18 protein-coding genes are annotated in these 17,768 nt (G+C 32.7%); 4 read left to right on the top strand and 14 right to left on the bottom strand.

Going from position 1 to position 17,768, the window contains the following annotated elements; translation table 11 throughout:
* Positions 1–24 precede the first annotated feature (24 nt).
* Genes T1L09_RS04660 through mraZ form a run of 5 tightly spaced genes read right to left on the bottom strand, consistent with a single transcriptional unit; the run spans position 25 to position 5,173 of the window.
* The gene (locus T1L09_RS04660; protein ID WP_322549786.1) at positions 25–1,488 is read right to left on the bottom strand and encodes a UDP-N-acetylmuramoyl-L-alanyl-D-glutamate--2,6-diaminopimelate ligase; all 1,464 of its coding nucleotides are present in this window, start codon (positions 1,486–1,488) and stop codon (positions 25–27) included.
* Positions 1,485–3,467 (bottom strand): penicillin-binding protein, encoded by a 1,983-nt coding sequence (locus T1L09_RS04655; protein WP_322549785.1) that lies wholly within the window; start codon positions 3,465–3,467, stop codon positions 1,485–1,487. The genes T1L09_RS04660 and T1L09_RS04655 overlap by 4 nt, the downstream gene beginning before the upstream one ends.
* On the bottom strand, positions 3,458–3,814 hold the full coding sequence (locus T1L09_RS04650; protein WP_322549784.1) for an FtsL-like putative cell division protein: 357 nt from the start codon (positions 3,812–3,814) through the stop codon (positions 3,458–3,460). The genes T1L09_RS04655 and T1L09_RS04650 overlap by 10 nt, the downstream gene beginning before the upstream one ends.
* Positions 3,814–4,728 (bottom strand): 16S rRNA (cytosine(1402)-N(4))-methyltransferase RsmH, encoded by a 915-nt coding sequence (gene rsmH, locus T1L09_RS04645; RefSeq protein WP_322549783.1) that lies wholly within the window; start codon positions 4,726–4,728, stop codon positions 3,814–3,816. Before rsmH ends, T1L09_RS04650 begins: the two co-directional genes overlap by 1 nt.
* Positions 4,703–5,173, bottom strand: a complete 471-nt coding sequence (gene mraZ, locus T1L09_RS04640) for a division/cell wall cluster transcriptional repressor MraZ (RefSeq protein ID WP_322549782.1) — start codon at positions 5,171–5,173, stop codon at positions 4,703–4,705. Before mraZ ends, rsmH begins: the two co-directional genes overlap by 26 nt.
* Before the next feature lie 336 nt (positions 5,174–5,509).
* On the opposite strand from mraZ, the gene T1L09_RS04635 reads away from it, so the two are divergent.
* Positions 5,510–6,265 carry an alpha/beta fold hydrolase gene (locus T1L09_RS04635; RefSeq protein WP_322549781.1) on the top strand — a complete coding sequence of 252 codons (756 nt, stop codon included), beginning with the start codon at positions 5,510–5,512 and terminating at the stop codon, positions 6,263–6,265.
* 36 nt (positions 6,266–6,301) lie between these two features.
* Complete coding sequence (gene yihA / locus T1L09_RS04630) at positions 6,302–6,922, top strand: ribosome biogenesis GTP-binding protein YihA/YsxC (RefSeq protein ID WP_322549780.1); 621 nt, start codon at positions 6,302–6,304, stop codon at positions 6,920–6,922.
* Positions 6,923–6,967: 45 nt separating this feature from the next.
* On the opposite strand, the gene gldC is transcribed toward yihA, so the two are convergent.
* Positions 6,968–7,294 (bottom strand): gliding motility protein GldC, encoded by a 327-nt coding sequence (gldC, locus tag T1L09_RS04625; protein ID WP_322549779.1) that lies wholly within the window; start codon positions 7,292–7,294, stop codon positions 6,968–6,970.
* A 62-nt stretch (positions 7,295–7,356) separates the two neighbouring features.
* Complete coding sequence (gene gldB / locus T1L09_RS04620) at positions 7,357–8,319, bottom strand: gliding motility lipoprotein GldB (protein ID WP_322549778.1); 963 nt, start codon at positions 8,317–8,319, stop codon at positions 7,357–7,359.
* Positions 8,320–8,399: 80 nt separating this feature from the next.
* Between gldB and nadE the strand changes: the two genes are divergently transcribed.
* A complete protein-coding gene (gene nadE / locus T1L09_RS04615; RefSeq protein WP_322549777.1) occupies positions 8,400–9,197 on the top strand; it encodes an NAD(+) synthase in 798 nt (265 codons plus the stop codon).
* 79 nt (positions 9,198–9,276) lie between these two features.
* On the top strand, positions 9,277–9,906 hold the full coding sequence (locus T1L09_RS04610) for a response regulator transcription factor (protein WP_322549776.1): 630 nt from the start codon (positions 9,277–9,279) through the stop codon (positions 9,904–9,906).
* Here the strand turns inward: T1L09_RS04610 and dnaG are convergent.
* The 7 genes from dnaG to rlmN all read right to left on the bottom strand — a co-directional run bounded on the left by dnaG (position 9,903) and on the right by rlmN (position 17,745).
* Positions 9,903–11,885, bottom strand: a complete 1,983-nt coding sequence (dnaG, locus tag T1L09_RS04605; protein WP_322549775.1) for a DNA primase — start codon at positions 11,883–11,885, stop codon at positions 9,903–9,905. The two genes, T1L09_RS04610 and dnaG, sit on opposite strands and share 4 nt — an antisense overlap.
* Positions 11,886–12,093: 208 nt before the next feature.
* A complete protein-coding gene (locus T1L09_RS04600; protein WP_322549774.1) occupies positions 12,094–12,423 on the bottom strand; it encodes a hypothetical protein in 330 nt (109 codons plus the stop codon).
* 15 nt (positions 12,424–12,438) lie between these two features.
* Positions 12,439–14,043, bottom strand: a complete 1,605-nt coding sequence (locus T1L09_RS04595; RefSeq protein WP_322549773.1) for a hypothetical protein — start codon at positions 14,041–14,043, stop codon at positions 12,439–12,441.
* Between the two features lie 38 nt (positions 14,044–14,081).
* Entirely contained in the window at positions 14,082–14,774 is a 693-nt protein-coding gene (locus tag T1L09_RS04590) for a hypothetical protein (RefSeq protein WP_322549772.1), read from the bottom strand.
* Positions 14,761–15,330, bottom strand: coding sequence for an RNA polymerase sigma factor (locus tag T1L09_RS04585; protein ID WP_322549771.1), 570 nt, complete (start codon positions 15,328–15,330; stop codon positions 14,761–14,763). The genes T1L09_RS04590 and T1L09_RS04585 overlap by 14 nt, the downstream gene beginning before the upstream one ends.
* A 176-nt stretch (positions 15,331–15,506) precedes the next feature.
* On the bottom strand, positions 15,507–16,487 hold the full coding sequence (locus T1L09_RS04580) for a polyprenyl synthetase family protein (protein ID WP_322549770.1): 981 nt from the start codon (positions 16,485–16,487) through the stop codon (positions 15,507–15,509).
* A gap of 217 nt (positions 16,488–16,704) precedes the next feature.
* On the bottom strand, positions 16,705–17,745 hold the full coding sequence (gene rlmN / locus T1L09_RS04575) for a dual-specificity RNA methyltransferase RlmN (RefSeq protein WP_322549769.1): 1,041 nt from the start codon (positions 17,743–17,745) through the stop codon (positions 16,705–16,707).
* Positions 17,746–17,768: the final 23 nt, after the last annotated feature.

The following is a 17,768-nucleotide window of genomic DNA, read 5'->3' as shown; positions in this document are numbered from 1 at the left end:
CCACCGATAACTTTTTCACTGCTACTATTTGTTTAATTGTTTTAATAATTCGGTTACCATTTTTAAATCATCAAAATCATGCCGTACGCCGTTGACTTCTTGATAGGTTTCGTGTCCTTTTCCTGCGATTAGGATTATATCGTTTGGATTTGCAAATTGGCAAGCGGTTTTAATTGCTTGTTTTCGATCTAAAATAGAAATCGTTTTTTTGAAGTTTTGAGGTTCCACTCCTTTTTCCATTTCTTCAATAATAGTTTCCGGATTTTCAGTTCGTGGATTATCGGAAGTAAAAATGGCTTTATCGCTCATTGAAGAAGCGATTTGTGCCATAATTGGTCTTTTGGTTTTATCTCTATCGCCACCACAACCTACAACCGTAATTAATTGTTCGTTTTTTGTACGAATGTCTTCAATTGTTTTTAATACATTTTCCAATGCATCTGGTGTGTGGGCATAATCTACAATTGCTGTAATATTAGATTCCGAAACAATAAATTGAAAACGCCCCGAAACACTTTCTAATTCCGAAAGTAAACGTAAAGCTTCCACATTTTCGATTCCTAATTCGACGGCAACTCCATAAATTGCTAATAAATTATAAGCATTGAATGATCCAATTAATTTCACCCAAACTTCGTTATCGTTGATTTTCAACAACAAACCTGATAATTGATTTTCTAAAATCTGTGCTCTATAATCTGAATACGATTTTAATGCGTATGACAATTTCTTCGCTTTTGTATTCTGAAGCATAACCGCTCCATTTTTATCATCAACATTTGTAATAGCGAAAGAATTTTTCGATAAACCATCAAAAAACAATTTTTTAACATCGCGATATTCTGCGAAAGTGTTGTGATAATCTAAATGATCATGTGATAAATTTGTGAAAACGCCACCGGTAAAATTCAAAGCTTCCGTGCGCTTTTGATGAATTCCGTGTGAACTCACCTCCATAAAACAAAATTCGCAACCTTCTTGAATCATTTGATCTAAATAATAATTCAAAGTCAATGAATCTGGGGTAGTATGAGTTGCTTTATATTCTGCTTCATCTACCATAATTTTCACAGTAGAAAGTAATCCAACTTTATATCCTGCTTTTCTGAATAATTGATACAATAAAGAAGCAACCGTTGTTTTGCCATTAGTTCCCGTAATACCAACTAATCTTATATTTTCTGATGGATTTCCATAATAATTTGCAGCCAAAAAAGCCAAAGCTTCGTTCGTATCTTTTACTTTTATATAAGTTGCACCATTCACAATTACTTCTGGAAATTCCTCGCAAACAATAGCGACAGCTCCCAAATCTAAAGCATTTTTAATGAAATTATGACCGTCTGAAAGCGATCCTCTTACAGCCACAAAAACATCATTCAGCTCAATTTTTCTTGAGTCAAATTCGATTTTTGAAATAGCAATATCTGTGGCTCCATGAACCGCTTCAATTCCTACCTTATATAATATGTCTTTTAAAAGTTTCACGATAATTCGATTATTATGGTTTGATTTTTATTAAAAACTTTTCCTGATGTTAGCGATTGTGTTCGCACTTTTCCCAGTCCAACTACTTTTACTTTTAATCCTAAATTTTCCAATAAGGCAATGGCATCCATTCCATCCATTCCTTTTACATTAGGAACAATATTATTTTCAATTTCTACTTTTTTATAATATGAAGTATAGTTTTTTTCCTGATTAGCTACTTTTGCGTTAATATCTTTCACATGATTCATTGATGGTGAATCTGTAAATATTTTTTGTGCGATTCTTTTAAAAACTGGCCCAGCAACATCGGCTCCATAATATCCCGTAGCAACATTTGGCTTATGCACTATTACAATACATGAATATTTTGGTTCAACTGCAGGAAAATATCCAACAAAAGAAGATGCATAATATAATTTTGATTTATCCTTATAATTTACCTGAGCTGTTCCTGTTTTCCCGGCCATAGAGAAGTCCTTGGAATATAATTTTGAACCTGTTCCTTTTTTAACAACATTTTCTAATACTGCGTGCACTTTATCCAATGTTTCTTGTGAACAGATCTTCGAATTAATTACTTGCGTATTATAATTCTTAATGGTTTTGTTCCATTCTTTAATTTCACTTACAAAAATTGGTTTTACCATTATTCCGTTATTTGCCACTGCATTATAGAGCGTCAATGTTTGTAAAGGTGTTATTGAAACATTATAACCAAAAGCCATCCAAGGCAAAGTAGTTCCAGACCAACCGCTTGTTCCTGGTTGTGGAATATAAGGTTTTCCCTCCCCTTCAATTGGTAGACCCAAAGGTTTATTTAAACCATAACTATTAATCCGGTCCACGAATTGTTTTGGATTATCCTTATAACTGTTCACTACCGACTGCACTAAAACTGTATTAGACGATAACTCAAAACCTCTTGCTAACGAAATTTTCCCATAACCTCCTGGTTTCGAATCACGTACTTTTCTATTGTAATAGGTAACAATTCCACCGTTTGAATCATAAACCGTACTTGTATCTGCTTTTTTATCATCAATAACCGCAATTAAATCCATTAATTTAAAAGTTGAACCTGGCTCTTGCGATTCTGCGATTGCATAATTTTGTGTTTCATAATACGAGCCATCCGAAGCCCTTCCTAAATTCGAAATTGCCTTAATATGTCCGGTTTTTGTTTCCATAACCACTACACAACCGTGATCAGCGCTATAATGTTCCAACTGTTTCAACAAAGCGTGATGTGCAATATCTTGAACATAAACATCTATAGTTGAAATGATATCATAACCATCTTGCGGTTCTTTTTCGTTAATATCACTAATTGGTTTCCATTGGTTTTTTGCAATTTTCTGCATCATTCTATGACCGCTTTTACCATTTAAATAATGGCGAAAGGCATATTCTAATCCCTTACCATCTTCATTTGAACGTTCATAACCGATCGTTCTTTTTGCAACCAATCCGATAGGATGTTCTCTCACAATTTTTTGCTCAACAATTAGTCCACCTTTATTTGCTCCTTTATTGAATAATGGGAACGTTTTCATGCGCATTTGTTCCGTATAACTTAATTTTTTCGCTAAGAATACATACCGACTTTTGTTTGCTCTAGCTTTTTGTAATTTCGCTTGATAAAATCCGGTTGAGTTGTCAAACATTACTGCTAACGAATCAGAAAGTCCTTTGATATGTTCTTTAAAATGCTCATTTGAAGGAGCAACTGCATCAAAATAAATACTGTATTCTGGAATAGAAGTTGCCAGCAAACTACCATCTGCAGAATAGACATTTCCTTTATTTGCTGGAATTGTAAAATTCTTAACCGTTCGTTCCTTTGCAAGTTGACGGTAATATTTTCCTTCAACCCATTGAATATTATTAAGTTTGACCAAGACAAAAACCGCCATTATGAAAAACATAACAGCTACAAAATAAGTGCGATACGATAATTTTTTATCTTCTATTGCCATATTTTTAATTTATCCCAAAAACTTTTTTTATTTTCTTGACTTTCCACCACAATTTTTACAGGAGGCACTTCAGATGGTACAATTTGACGTGTTTCCATCTTTTTAGCTACAGTCGATTCCATTTTCAATTTCATTAATTCAGAACGACGATCTACAAAATCTGATCGCAATTCTTTTGCTTGATTAGCCAATTCAGTTATGCGGTAATTTTTAGCATCATATTGGTGATTATTAGCGATCATGAACATTCCCAATATGACTAAAAAAACAATAAATTTCCAGTTCTTAAGAGCGTCATCACTAATAAGAAATTTGGCCTTTAATAAACTGTAAACTCCGTTTTTCATTAAGCTATTTTTTTTTCTGCTACTCTTAATTTTGCGCTTCGTGCTCTATTATTGATTGCAATTTCTTCTTCAGATGGTACAATTAACTTTTCAATAGTTTTAAACGGCACTGCGAAATTTCCGAAGAAATCGCGTTCTGGTTCTCCTTCAAACATTCCGTTTTTTACAAATCTTTTCACCAATCGATCCTCTAGCGAATGGTATGAAATAACGCTCAATCTACCGCCTGGCTTTAGAATTTCTATTGATTGTTCTAAAAATTCTTTTAAAACATCCATTTCTTGATTTACTTCAATACGAATTGCTTGATAGATTTGTGCAAGAATTTTGTTGCTTTTATGTGCTGGTAAAAATCTTGCCAATACTTCTTTTAATTTTTCTGAATTTTTAATCGGTGCGTCTTGTCGTGCTGCAACAATAACACTTGCCATTGCTCTTGCGTTTTTCAATTCCCCATAATTAAACAAAACACGAGAAATTTCTTGTTCATCGTATTCATTAACGACGTTATAAGCGCTGACTTCTCCTTTTTGATCCATTCGCATATCCAATTCTGCTTCAAATCGGGTTGAAAAGCCACGTTCTGCAACATCAAATTGATGCGATGAAACACCTAAGTCGGCTAAAATTCCATCTACTTGTTTAATTCCGTGAAAACGTAAAAAACGTTTTATGAATCTAAAATTTTCATTGATCAACATAAATCGATCATCATCTATTGCATTTTTCAAAGCATCTAAATCTTGGTCGAAAGCGAACAACTTTCCGCCATGACCCAAACGACTCATTATTTCTCTGGAATGACCACCGCCACCAAAAGTAACATCTACATATATTCCATCAGGACGAATATTTAATCCGTCGACCGTTTCTTTTAACAATACCGGATTATGATATTCCATCTTCGTCATCATTTAAATTACCCATTACTTCTTCTGCCAAATCTGCGAAATCGTCTGTGGCGTCATCCACCGCATTTTCATATAAATCTTTATCCCAAATTTCAATGATATTGATTGCAGAATTCAATACAATTTCTTTATCAATTTTTGCAAAAATCACTAAATCTTTTGGAATTAAAAGCCTTCCTGTAGAATCGATTTCAACCATTTTAACACCTGCTGTAAATCTTCTAATAAAATCATTGTTCTTTTTTACGAAACGATTTAATTTATTGATTTTCAACATCATTTTATTCCATTCGTTCATTGGAAACAACTCTAAACAAGGTTGAAAAACCGATCTTTTCAACACGAAACCCTCGTCTAAAGAACCCAGTTGTTTCTTTAGCGACGTAGGCAGCATCAGCCTTCCTTTGGCATCCACCTTACATTCGTATGTTCCGATTAATGTTTTCAATTTCTATATCTCTAAGAATAAAGACAAATTTAGAAAAATTTTACCACTTTTTACCACATAATACCACTTTGTTAATAAGTTTTCGGTATTACAAAACCAAGATTTCCACTTTTAACAAAGCTTTATTTGCAAAAGCAAGAAAAAACGACTGTTTAGCGAAATAATGAAATAAAAAAAACAAATGTCGAAAAGCTATATTATGATTCAAATTTGTTGATAACTAATAAATTACGGGCAAATATGTTCTTTGAAAAAAGCACTTATTTTTTTGTTTAGTTTCTTTAATAAAATAGTATATTTGTTGCGTATGAGAACTCAATACATTAAGAGGAATTTATGTTAAAAAAAGAAAAAAAATATACCTATTTTGAAGCGGGAGAAGGCACGCCAATCATTATATTGCACGGCTTAATGGGTGGATTAAGTAATTTTGACGGTGTTGCTCATTTTTTTCCAGCGAAAGGATATAAAGTTATTATACCAGAATTGCCTATTTACACCCAAAACATATTAAAAACAAACGTTAAAGCTTTTTCAAAATTTGTTAAAGATTTTATCATTCACAAAGGACTTAATGAAGTCATTCTCGTAGGAAATTCATTAGGCGGACACATTGGATTATATTTTACAAAAATGTATCCTGAACACGTGAAAGCTTTAGTGATCACTGGAAGTTCTGGTTTGTATGAAAGCGCAATGGGCGACGGTTATCCAAAACGCGGGGATTATGAATACATCAAAAAGAAAGCGGAAGATGTTTTTTATAATCCTGAAATAGCAACTAAAGAAATAGTAGACGAAGTTTTTGCAACTGTTAACGACAGAATTAAATTGATCAAAACTTTAACTATTGCTAAGAGTGCTATTCGTCATAACATGGCGAAGGATTTACCGAAGATGACAACGCCAACTTGTATTATTTGGGGGAGAAATGATAAAGTTACACCACCAAATGTTGCGGAAGAATTTGATAAATTGTTACCAAACTCAGAATTATTTTGGATTGAAGAATGTGGCCACGCAGCGATGATGGAACACCCTAATCAATTCAACGAAATTCTTTATAACTGGTTTCAAAAAAAGAATATATAACTGTTCCCCTTCCGGGGAATTTTATTTTAAAAAAACATGAAAATTAATACTGCCGAATTCGTAATTAGTAATTCTGAAATTGATAACTGTCCGAAAGAACGTTTGCCAGAATATGCTTTTATTGGACGTTCAAACGTAGGGAAATCATCCTTGATCAATATGTTGACCAATCATAAAAACTTGGCAAAAACATCCTCTAAACCCGGAAAAACGCAATTAATTAATCACTTTAAGATTAACGGTAATTGGTTTTTAGTAGATTTACCCGGTTATGGTTATGCAAGAGTTTCTAAAAAAACAAAAGCGGTTTTCCAACAATTTATTATGGATTACTTCGAACAAAGAGAACAACTAGTTTGTGCATTTGTTTTAATTGACATACGCTTGGAAGCGCAGAAAATTGATTTAGAATTTTTAGAATATCTAGGCGAAAGTGAAATACCATTTTGCATTGTTTTTACCAAATCTGATAAATTAGGAAAGAACAAAGTAAATAGTCACGTAGATTCTTACAAAAAACAATTATTAGCTGGAGATTGGGCGGAAATGCCTCCTTATTTCATTACATCTTCTTTGGACGCAGTAGGAAGAGAGCCAATTTTAGATTACATAAACGGAATTAACGAAGACCTATTTAAGAACGAAGGTTTTGTTTAAAAAATAAATTAAAAAAAGTCGCTAATGATAAGTTAGCGACTTTTTTTATGCTTTCAACTCTAGTTTTTCTGCAAAGTATTCACAGAAATCTCGCATTGTATCTGCCATTTTTTCATCGGCTGTAGCACGTTCAAAAGTATCGGCCATTGCCACTAACGTTTGATGAAAAAATTGTTTCATTTCATCGACAGGCATTTCTTTTGTCCATAAATCAATACGAAGCGTTTCTTTCTTTTTACTATCCCAAACTGACAATAAAATTGCTTTTGCTTCTTCTTGCTCAATTCCTCCATCTTCTGCCGTCCATAATAATTTATCAGGAACGTTATTTTGGTCTAAGCCTACGGTGATTTTTATATCGGATGTTTTCATACTTATGATGATTTTAGTGCAACTGTTTAATATGTTGCGGGATTATTATAAAGTGAAAAATATTATTTTTTCTTTGGTTTGTATTTTGAATTTTCAAAGATAGTCTTTGCATTTAATGCTAACAATTCTTCTAATGTGGTTTTGTCATTATTTTCCATATAGCTTCTAACAATTTGCCAACCTAACCATTGCCCAACTCTTCCTGGTGTTTGATTATCAATTTCTAAATAGAATTTTGAAAATGGTGCCGGATTGATAAATCGTTGTTCACTTTTAGGATTAGAATCATACAATAATTTATTTTCTACCAAACTACTCCACATATAATATTCGTTTTCTTGACAAAATTGCAACTGCATTTCAGTGTATCCAATTTTATTGGCATCTGAATATTCTGGAATTAATTTATCTTTCATGTACAATTCTTTACCATAATAAATCATAGCCGACAGCAAAGTTCTATCGGTTGGCGGCGTAATTTTTCCGTAACTAAAACTAGAAACTAAATTAGGTAAAATTTGATTTTCTTCTAATTCAACTTTCTTAAATTCTGGAAAATCCACATAAAAGCGATGGTCTTTTCCTAAATAACAATCTAAAGAAATTAAAGCTATAGAATCTAAATAATAAGCTTTGGCATCCGTATCAACTTCATTAATCAAAGTGATAACTCTTGGCGTTTTTTGTTTTGGAAAATAATATTGAACGTGTGCAAATAATTGTTCCAAATCCGTTTCAACTTTACCTAATTTTGGATATTTCTGTTGCACTTCTGTATACAATTCTCTCAATAACGGATTTTTCAATTTATTTACCCAAACTGAATCTTGATTGCCTTCGGGAAAAAAGAAAGGATATTTTGCTTTAATTTGAGGTAAATCTTCTGGTTTTGAACCATAAAAAACTTGCTCAAAGCGTTCAACTTTAAATTTTACAGGGATTTTCGCTACAGCTTCTTCCACTTTAGTTTCGTCTTTACACGAAAAAAGAAAAACTGAAAGAAGGACCAATAATAATTGTTTCATAAAGCGTATTTTTATATTTTTATCAAATCTAAAATCGGTTGCAAATATACAGTTATCGACACATAAAATCTCATAAAATAATGACAAATTCTAATCGTTTTCAGGTCGAAAAAATAAATCAGCATATTGTTGAATGGCTACTTGATTATGCTATTAACGCTAAAGTAAAGGGTTTTGTTGTGGGAATTTCGGGCGGAATTGACAGTGCATTGGTTTCTACCTTATGTGCACAAACTGGTTTACCAACATTATGCGTGGAAATGCCCATTCATCAAGCAGAAAGTCACGTGAACAGAGCCAATGAACATATTGCACAATTGAAAGAGCGTTTTCCAAATGTAACTAACGAAAGAACTGATTTAACTCCTGTTTTTGAAAGTTTTAAAACACAAGTTCCTACTTCTGAAAAAGAAGCACTTTTACACTTGTCATTAGCAAATACGCGTGCTCGATTACGAATGACTACATTATATTATTATGCTGGAATTCACAGTTTATTAGTAACGGGAACCGGGAACAAAGTAGAAGATTTTGGGGTTGGATTTTTTACAAAATATGGTGATGGCGGTGTTGACATTAGTCCGATTGGTGATTTGATGAAAAGTGAAGTGCGAGAATTATCAGCCTATTTAGAAGTTCCATCCAGTATTTTAAATGCAAAACCAACCGACGGATTATTTGGCGATGACCGAAGCGATGAAGATCAAATTGGTGCAAATTATGACGAATTAGAATGGGCAATGCATCAAGATGAAAACGGAAAAACAGTAAAGGATTTTTCAGGAAGAGAAGCGGAAGTGTTTACTATTTATAAAAGATTAAATACTATAAATCAGCATAAAATGAATCCAATTCCAATTTGCAAAATCTTTGTATAATTTAACACGTATTTAATTATAAAATACATTTTTTTTAGTAACTTTGATAATATGTTGATATTAATGTAAATTTTTAACTATGATTAAAGTATGTATTGCTGATAGTTTCCCAGTTGTAGCACACGGACTACAATCGTATTTTTATGGGAATTCCAAATTTGAAGTTATAGCTTCCGTCCGAAATTTAGAATCTTTATTGCAAGTTTTAAACAATAAACCTTGTTCTATTTTAGTTTTGGACATAGAATTAGATGGCTTGTCTAGCATCAGAGATGTTAAAAGCTTAATTAAGGATTATCCTCAAACAAAAATTGTTTTATTCACTTCTGTTTCAGAGCAAATGTATGCTCCCACCGCAATTAAAGCCGGTGTTTCTGCTTACATACCAAAAACCACAGAATTGAGCGAAATTGAAAACATTCTAACGAAAGTTTCTGAAAATGGAGTTGTTTTAAGTGATTCTGTCAAAAAAGCAATTGACTTCTTAGGAAAAGGAAAAAAAGCAGATCGTTTATTTAAAAAATTATCTACTAGAGAAATTGAAGTGTTGCGTTATTTAAATGACGGAAAGAAAAACAAAGAAGTTGCTCAAATTCTAGGCTTAGACGAAAAAACAATTAGTACTTATAAGCTGAGATTATTAGCCAAACTAAACGTTAGTAATTTAGTTGATTTATTGAAAAAAGCCAAGGATTTAGACGTAATCTAATTATATCTAGACAAGACCCTTCCTAAACTGTTAGAAAAAATATAGGTTAACCCCAAATAAGCCATAACCATTTCTAATGTTTCTCTATTGTCAGAATTTTCATCACTTACGAGATCTTTTTTTAAATCGTCGATGATGTTATTTACTAAATACCAGCGAAGTGTAATAATCGTTTCGGTCACATATTGACTAATTGTGGTATCTTTTTGTTTGACATAAATTTGTTGCACTTCCCAATTGTGTAGTACTTCGCGTTCTTCATTCATTAAGACCGAGGTTACTTCTTGGGCTAGTTCTTCAGGCAAATTCATTAAGTATTTATCTAATTCGAAAGATTCATTTTCATTGAAATAAGTAATCAAATGATTATAAATAGCTCTAAAAACTGGATTAGCTAATTCGACCTCATCTTCTTGCAGACTCAAATAAATACGTTGGTGTACCTTATAAGGTTTTATTTCTTTTACCTCAATCATATTACCATCTTCATTTTTCGCCAGTACGATATCTTCAAATTGCTCCTCTTTACTTCCGTAAAGCAAAAGAATTTCGATGATTTTTTGTTCCAATTCGTACTGAATATCGACTTTTGTTGAAGGTTGGGAAATATCATTCTTAATAACTTCAAATGCTTTTTGCTCTTTTTGATATTCTTTATTGACTTCGTTTAAATCCTTTTTAAGTAACTGAGCCAATGTATTGAAAAGCACATCTTCAGAAATATCCATAATTCTGGAACACTCCTTAATATATACTTCACGCTTAATTCGATCGGGAATTTTTGAAATACTAACTACCATATCCCGAATCAAATCTGCTTTTTTGATCGGATCATTTTTTGCATCTTGCATTAACAAAGACGCTTTAAACTGAATGAAATCTTTGGCATTTTCATCAAAATAGGCCAATAAAGCTTCTTGATTATTCTTTCTTGCAAAACTATCAGGATCATCTCCATCTGGAAACGAACATACTTTTACGTTCATTCCGGCTTCCAAAATTAAATCAATTCCGCGAATCGATGCTCGGAGTCCGGCCGCATCACCATCAAAAAGAACTGTAATATTTGGTGTTAGCCGATTTACTAAACGAATTTGATCTGCTGTTAGAGCAGTTCCTGAAGACGAAACGACATTTTCAATTCCGGCCTGATTCATTTGGATAACATCGGTATACCCTTCAACTAAATAGCAATTATTCAACTTCGCAATTGCTTGCTTTGCTTGAAAAATTCCATACAAAACTTTACTCTTGTGGTAAATATCACTTTCGGGCGAATTTAGGTATTTTGCCGCTTTTTTATCATTGGTTAAAATTCTTCCACCAAAACCCAAAACCCTACCGCTCATGCTATGAATCGGAAACATCACACGACCTTTAAATCGATCAAATGTTTTTCCGTCTTCTTGTTTTACGATTGTAAGACCTGTTTTGTCTAAAAATTCTAATTTATACCCTTTTCCTAGTGCTTCTTTGGTAAAAGCGTCCCAAGATTCAGGCGAATATCCTAAGTTAAATTTCTTAATCGTTTCCGAAGTGAACCCACGTTCTTTAAAATACGATAATCCGATGGCTTTGCCTTCTTCTGATTCTAATAAAGTATGATGAAAATATTTTTGTGCGAATTCAGAAACCAAATACATGCTTTCTTTTTCATTGGCTTGCACCAAATCTTCATCTGATTGAAGGGTTTCTTCGACTTCAATATTATATTTTGCTGCTAAATATTTTATGGCTTCCGGATAAGTAAAATGTTCGTGTTCCATTAAAAACGTTACAGAATTCCCTCCTTTTCCCGATGAGAAATCCTTCCAAATTTGTTTTACAGGAGATACCATAAATGAAGGCGATTTTTCATTTACAAACGGACTCAATCCTTTGAGATTACTTCCCGCTCGTTTTAGTTGTACGAAATCACCAATTACCTCCTCAACTCGGGCGGTTTCAAATACTTTTTCTATGGTGTCTTTTGTAATCAAATTATTTGGGATAATAGATTTTCTGCATTAGGATTTTCAGTATCCATAAAATCGATTTCAAAGTTACAAAGTTTTTAAATAGCAAATGCATTCGGTACCAAAAACCTCAACAAGAACAAAAAAGCACCTCGATATAGAAGTGCTTTTTCAAAACAGATATAACTTAACCTAACCCAAATTTATCTTAAATAGAAACTAACTCATTAATTTAATTTATGGCTTCTGATTTCGCTTCAAATTTATTTTTTGTCTTTTTAAACTTTACTAAAACATTCTGTTTTTTATTATCCTTTTCAATTTCATATATCAATTGGTATACTTGCTTAAGGGTATCATTATCCTTACCCATAAAAACCTTAGTATCTTCAACTGAAACTAATTTAAAATTAGATATTGCTTGTTTTTGTTTTAATTCATTATGATAATCATGTCCTACTTTTACAGCTCTTCTAATTTCGTTTTCATCATTAAATTTAACGTGTTGAAATCCACAACTAGTAAATAAAAAAACTACTATAATTCCGGCTAATTTATACATCTTTTATGCTCTTAATTAGTTGAAATCGAAACGTATACCTAAACTAACGTTGTTTTGATCTATATTATTGTCCTTGAACATGTTATTTAAGTCATATTTAACATATAAGCTAGTTGTACCATAACCTAAATAGGCACTTAATCCATAATTAAAGTCGGAAACATTGAAATCTCCTTTTTGCTTATCTTTAATTTTAAGGTCATCTACTTCATATTTTAAGATTTGTTTTGACTTCAAACGAACACCCGCATAACCACCAATTCCAAGACGAAATGTTTCGTGCGTTCTGAAGTAAGATGTTCCATCTTTTGCGATTTTTTTTGGTGTAAAATCAAACTCTAAGTGAACTGGAGCGGTTAAGTAGACATTTCTAAATCGAGAATCGTTTAAATGATTTGTTGCAACCACTAAATCGGTTTGGTTGCCGTTAGTTTCAAAATAACGATTATCAGTTGGACGCAAATTATTGTATTGCAATGACAAACCATATTTAGCGTGTAACAAATTATTATTTTTTAAAATTCTCGAATTCATAGTCATTCCCCATTCATAAAAATGCGAACCTAAAACTCGAAAATCAGATTTCTCTAAATTTTCTCCTTCGGTAATTATATTATTTAAACCAAAAGCAAAAACGAATTGAGAAGTAGTTCTTCTAGATTTTTTAAGAAATTTATCTTCTTCTCCGTTGTAGACTTTCAAACTACCGATGTTTATTTCAGTTTTATATTTTCCAATAGAATCATTTGCACTTCCTCCTAAAACAATTGTAGTTCCTCCCCTTTTAGAGTCTTCTTTAGTGTCTGAAATTTTTCCATCTACCTTATCTTTAACTAATTGCGCTAATTTAGCTTCTTCATCAGCTACTTTTGTTTCTATATTATTTGCTCTTTTTGAAGCCGTTTTATTTTTCAATAATTTCCCTGTTTCTGCTGAAATTTCTCCAGCAATTATTTGAGCATCGATTGCTTCTACTTCTTTTTTAAGCGCCTCTTTTTCTTGGGTTGTAATCTTTCCAATTTGATTGGCAATTTCTTTGGCTCGGTCTTCAAACGAAATTGCTTTTTGAGTTCTACCTTTAACACTTCCGGTTTCTGCAACAGTGTCACTAACTATCTCAAGGGCAATATCTTTCATCCAAATTTGTCCTGTTCCATCTAATAAGACTCCGTACGAAATTTCAGTTGAGTACTCTGGTACAAATAAAACTACTTCATACTTTTCCCAATCTTTTGAATCTTTAATTCCTCTAGACTGCATATTATCAAAAGCTAGCACCTTACTTGAATAAAAATCAACGCGCATCCAAAGTCCAGCCCAATCTTTTACATTTTCAGTTTTAATATAACCACTCATTTTAACGGTCTTGCCTTTATAAGAAGTAGCATCAATGGTTTTCATAATATTTCCAAAACCCTTTATTTTCTCCTCAGTTGATTTGATTGCATACACTTCTTGATTGGCATAAATTGGATCTTCTGCTGGTCCAATCTCATAGCTTTTGGGTTCATCTTGTCTGAAACTCCAGCTTGATGAATCTTTGATTGCTACTTTTTGAGCCATTGTTTTAGTGATGAAAGAAAACAAGATCAAAACGGTGTAAAGGATAATTTTGTTCATAATTGTTCGATTTTTGATTGATGATTGATGATTGATGATTATTCGTAATTTCTATTAACTATTGCCGATTTTACAGCATTAAAATTCTTATTTAATTTATCTAAAGTTGTTTCTCTATACGATTCGTCTAACTCTTTTTCCACTTTTGAAAGTAAAGCATTTGCATCTATTTTAACAGATCGCTTTTTGCTTACGTTACTTTCTGAAGACAAATTTTTCTTTTCATTTTGAACTTCTGCTAACAAATTTTCTGGTGAAATGTATTTGTAAGCGCTAGAAGTTGTAGGTTGTAGGTTGTAAGTTGGATTCGCTTTATTGTCGTTTTCTTGAACACTATTCGATTTATTAAAAATTGTTGTTTTTTCCTTAATTGAATTAACGCTTTTACTTAGATTTATTTCATTTTGAACTACTACTGGTTGTTGTGATTCGATTAAAATTTCCTCTGCTTTATTTTTTTCAACGGAATCAATCGTTTTATCAACAGCAACTAATACAGGATTTTGCGTGTTAATTTCAATATTTTTGTCTGAATTAAACAGAAAAACCCCTAAGCCAAAAAACACAAAAAACGAAGCTGCGATATACAACCAAAGAAATCCTTTTCTAGGTTTTTTTTCTTCTTGAACTGAAAGCATTGCATCTAATCGATCCCAAGATTTTGCATTTGGTTCAATTGTTCTAGCATTAAGCTTTTCTCGTATTTGATTATCAAATTTATTGGACTGCATTTTGTTTCTGTTTTAATTCGGTGATTTGGAGTTGCAACATTTTTCTTGCGTGCGATAATTGTGATTTTGAAGTGCCTTCGCTAATCTTTAGCATTTGAGCAATTTCCTGATGTTTGTATCCTTCCACTGCATATAAATTAAATACCATTTTGTAACCATCTGGCAAATTATCAATGAGATTTTGAATATCGTCTACCGAAAATTCTTCCATTTCATATCCCGATTCGCTTTCTGCATAAGTAACGTCTTCTATGTCTTGATGGTTGAAATTATTTTTCTTAACTCGAAGAAAATCAATACATTCACAAACCATAATTCTTCTAATCCAACCTTCAAAACTGCCTTTGTGCTCGAAATTTTTTAGATTGGTAAACACTTTCATAAATCCGGTAATCATCACATCTTCGGCGTGGTGGATGTCTTTTATATACTGGCGACAAACGCTCAACATCTTTGGAGAAAACTTGACATAAATCTGCTGTTGTGCTTGCCGATTATTTTCGACAGCCCATTCGATTAATTGTTTTTCTTTTTGATGTAATTGTATAACCTTCATTAGTAAATTTAGAAATTAGAATTCTGAATTTAGAATCTTGCTTCTACTTATATAGACGAGAATGAATTTAAAAAGGTTGTATGACTTATTAAAAAGTAAAATATAAATTTAAAATTCAGAGAAAAGTTAGTTAAAAATTGAGATGCCGAAACGAGTTCGGCAGGACAAAAAGGAAATTATATTTTTCTTTCAATAACGTAGTTCACCATAAGAATTAGAGCATCTTTATAAGGTGATTGCGGGAAATCTTGCAAGAGTACAAGTGCTTCTTGTTGAAAGATTATCATTTTTTCTTCGGCATAAACTAATCCGTTTTTGTTTTTTACAAACTGGATTACTTCTTTTACACGCGTTTTGTCATTGTTGTGATTTTTAACCGAATTAATTACCCAACTTTTTTCTTTTTTGGTGCAATGGTTTAAAGCGTATATTAACGGTAAAGTCATCTTTTGTTCTTTGATGTCAATTCCGGTTGGTTTTCCAATGGCAGCATCGGTATAATCAAATAAATCGTCTTTGATTTGAAAGGCCATTCCGATTAATTCTCCAAATTTCCGCATTTTTTCAACAACAACTGTATCTTCTGGAATTACAGAACAAGCTCCGAGCGAACAACAAGCTGCAATTAAAGTAGCCGTTTTTTGGCGGATAATTTCGTAATAAATATCTTCTGTAATGTCTAATCTGCGGGCTTTTTCGATTTGAAGTAATTCGCCTTCACTCATTTCCCGAACGGCAACTGATATGATTTTTAATAAATCGAAATCGTTGTTGTCAATTGAAAGTAATAATCCTTTTGAAAGTAAATAATCACCCACTAAAACGGCAATTTTGTTTTTCCAAAGGGCATTTAATGAAAAGAAACCCCGACGTTTGTTGCTATCATCTACAACATCATCGTGCACTAAAGTTGCAGTATGAATTAATTCAATAACCGAAGCTCCGCGATAGGTGCGGTCGTTTACCATTCCATCAGAAACCATTTTTGCAGTTAAGAAAACAAACATTGGGCGCATTTGTTTACCTTTTCGGTTAACGATATAATGGGTAATTCTGTTTAACAACGCCACTTTTGAAGACATCGAATCGCGAAACTTCTCTTCAAAAAGTTTCATTTCAGATGCTATTGGTAGCTTTATTTGTTCGGTTATTTTCATATCTCCCACAAAAATAGTCTATTTGTTTGAAGCTAAAAAAGATTTAGAAAAAGATTAAGTTATTTAATCGAAACATGTTGTGAACGAGATTTCATAGCCCAGATAGGAACGGCATCCTTTTTATAATTGTTTTGGGTTGCTAAAACCCAAAACAATTATAAAAAGATATAGTGGATAGCTGGATTGGCTTCAAATAAAAAAAGAGATTCTGAATAAATTACGACTTATTTGCCAATTGACCGCAAGCTGCATCGATATCTTTACCGCGACTTCTTCTCACTTTTGCAACGATATTATGCTTAGCCAAAGCGGCAATGTAGGCACTGGTCACTTCTTCAGGAGCTTGCTGAAATTTGCCGTCGTCAATAGGATTATATTCAATTAGATTGACTTTACAAGGCACATATTTGCAGAATTTGACTAAGGCATCAATCGATTTTTTGTCGTCGTTGATTCCTTTCCAAACCACGTATTCGTAAGTGATTTTACTTTTTGTTTTTTTGTACCAATATTCTAAACTTTCGCGTAAATCCGTCAACGGAAAGTTTTTGGTGAACGGCATAATTTCGTTTCTAATTTCTTCAATTCCCGAATGTAATGAAACTGCTAATTTGAATTTTACCTCATCATCAGCCATTTTTTTAATCATTTTTGGAATTCCTGAAGTGGAAACTGTGATTCGTTTTGGTGACATTCCCAAACCTTCGGTTGACGTAATCATATCGATGGCTTTCATTACGTTTGGATAATTCATCAAGGGCTCTCCCATTCCCATAAAAACGATATTTGATAAAGGTCGGTCGTAATATAAACGGCTTTCGCTATCGATTGCGGCAACTTGGTCGTAGATTTCGCCAGGTTCCAAGTTTCGCATGCGCTTTAAACGAGCGGTAGCACAAAAACTACAATCTAAACTACAACCTACTTGCGAAGAAACACAAGCTGTTGTTCTAGTTTCAGTCGGAATTAAAACGGATTCTACGATTAAATCATCGTGCAAACGAATGGCATTTTTAACGGTTCCATCTTCACTTCTTTGCAAAGTATCGACTTTAATATGGTTGATTACAAAGTTTTCCTCCAAAATGGCACGAGTTTCTTTTGAAAGATTGGTCATGTCTTCAAAGGTATGAGCGCGTTTGCTCCACAACCATTCATAGACTTGATTGCCACGAAAGGGTTTGTCGCCGTTTGTAACAAAAAATTGGCGTAATTGTTCTTTTGAAAGTGCTCGTATGTCTTTTTTCTCCGTTTGCATGGTACAAAAGTAGTGAATTTTGA

Source organism: Flavobacterium psychraquaticum, assembly GCF_034497725.1.
Classification (GTDB): Bacteria; Bacteroidota; Bacteroidia; order Flavobacteriales; family Flavobacteriaceae; genus Flavobacterium; species Flavobacterium psychraquaticum.
This window is presented reverse-complemented; position numbering and strand designations above follow the sequence as displayed.

Excerpts from the sequence above, each read along its gene's own strand:
- T1L09_RS04655 (WP_322549785.1), bottom strand. The coding sequence starts at position 3,467 with ATGGCAATAGAAGATAAAAAATTATCGTATCGCACTTATTTTGTAGCT.
- T1L09_RS04650 (WP_322549784.1), bottom strand. The coding sequence starts at position 3,814 with ATGAAAAACGGAGTTTACAGTTTATTAAAGGCCAAATTTCTTATTAGT.
- rsmH (WP_322549783.1), bottom strand. The coding sequence starts at position 4,728 with ATGATGACGAAGATGGAATATCATAATCCGGTATTGTTAAAAGAAACG.
- T1L09_RS04635 (WP_322549781.1), top strand. The coding sequence starts at position 5,510 with ATGTTAAAAAAAGAAAAAAAATATACCTATTTTGAAGCGGGAGAAGGC.
- yihA (WP_322549780.1), top strand. The coding sequence starts at position 6,302 with ATGAAAATTAATACTGCCGAATTCGTAATTAGTAATTCTGAAATTGAT.
- gldC (WP_322549779.1), bottom strand. The coding sequence starts at position 7,294 with ATGAAAACATCCGATATAAAAATCACCGTAGGCTTAGACCAAAATAAC.
- gldB (WP_322549778.1), bottom strand. The coding sequence starts at position 8,319 with ATGAAACAATTATTATTGGTCCTTCTTTCAGTTTTTCTTTTTTCGTGT.
- nadE (WP_322549777.1), top strand. The coding sequence starts at position 8,400 with ATGACAAATTCTAATCGTTTTCAGGTCGAAAAAATAAATCAGCATATT.
- T1L09_RS04610 (WP_322549776.1), top strand. The coding sequence starts at position 9,277 with ATGATTAAAGTATGTATTGCTGATAGTTTCCCAGTTGTAGCACACGGA.
- T1L09_RS04600 (WP_322549774.1), bottom strand. The coding sequence starts at position 12,423 with ATGTATAAATTAGCCGGAATTATAGTAGTTTTTTTATTTACTAGTTGT.
- T1L09_RS04595 (WP_322549773.1), bottom strand. The coding sequence starts at position 14,043 with ATGAACAAAATTATCCTTTACACCGTTTTGATCTTGTTTTCTTTCATC.
- T1L09_RS04590 (WP_322549772.1), bottom strand. The coding sequence starts at position 14,774 with ATGCAGTCCAATAAATTTGATAATCAAATACGAGAAAAGCTTAATGCT.
- T1L09_RS04585 (WP_322549771.1), bottom strand. The coding sequence starts at position 15,330 with ATGAAGGTTATACAATTACATCAAAAAGAAAAACAATTAATCGAATGG.
- T1L09_RS04580 (WP_322549770.1), bottom strand. The coding sequence starts at position 16,487 with ATGAAAATAACCGAACAAATAAAGCTACCAATAGCATCTGAAATGAAA.
- rlmN (WP_322549769.1), bottom strand. The coding sequence starts at position 17,745 with ATGCAAACGGAGAAAAAAGACATACGAGCACTTTCAAAAGAACAATTA.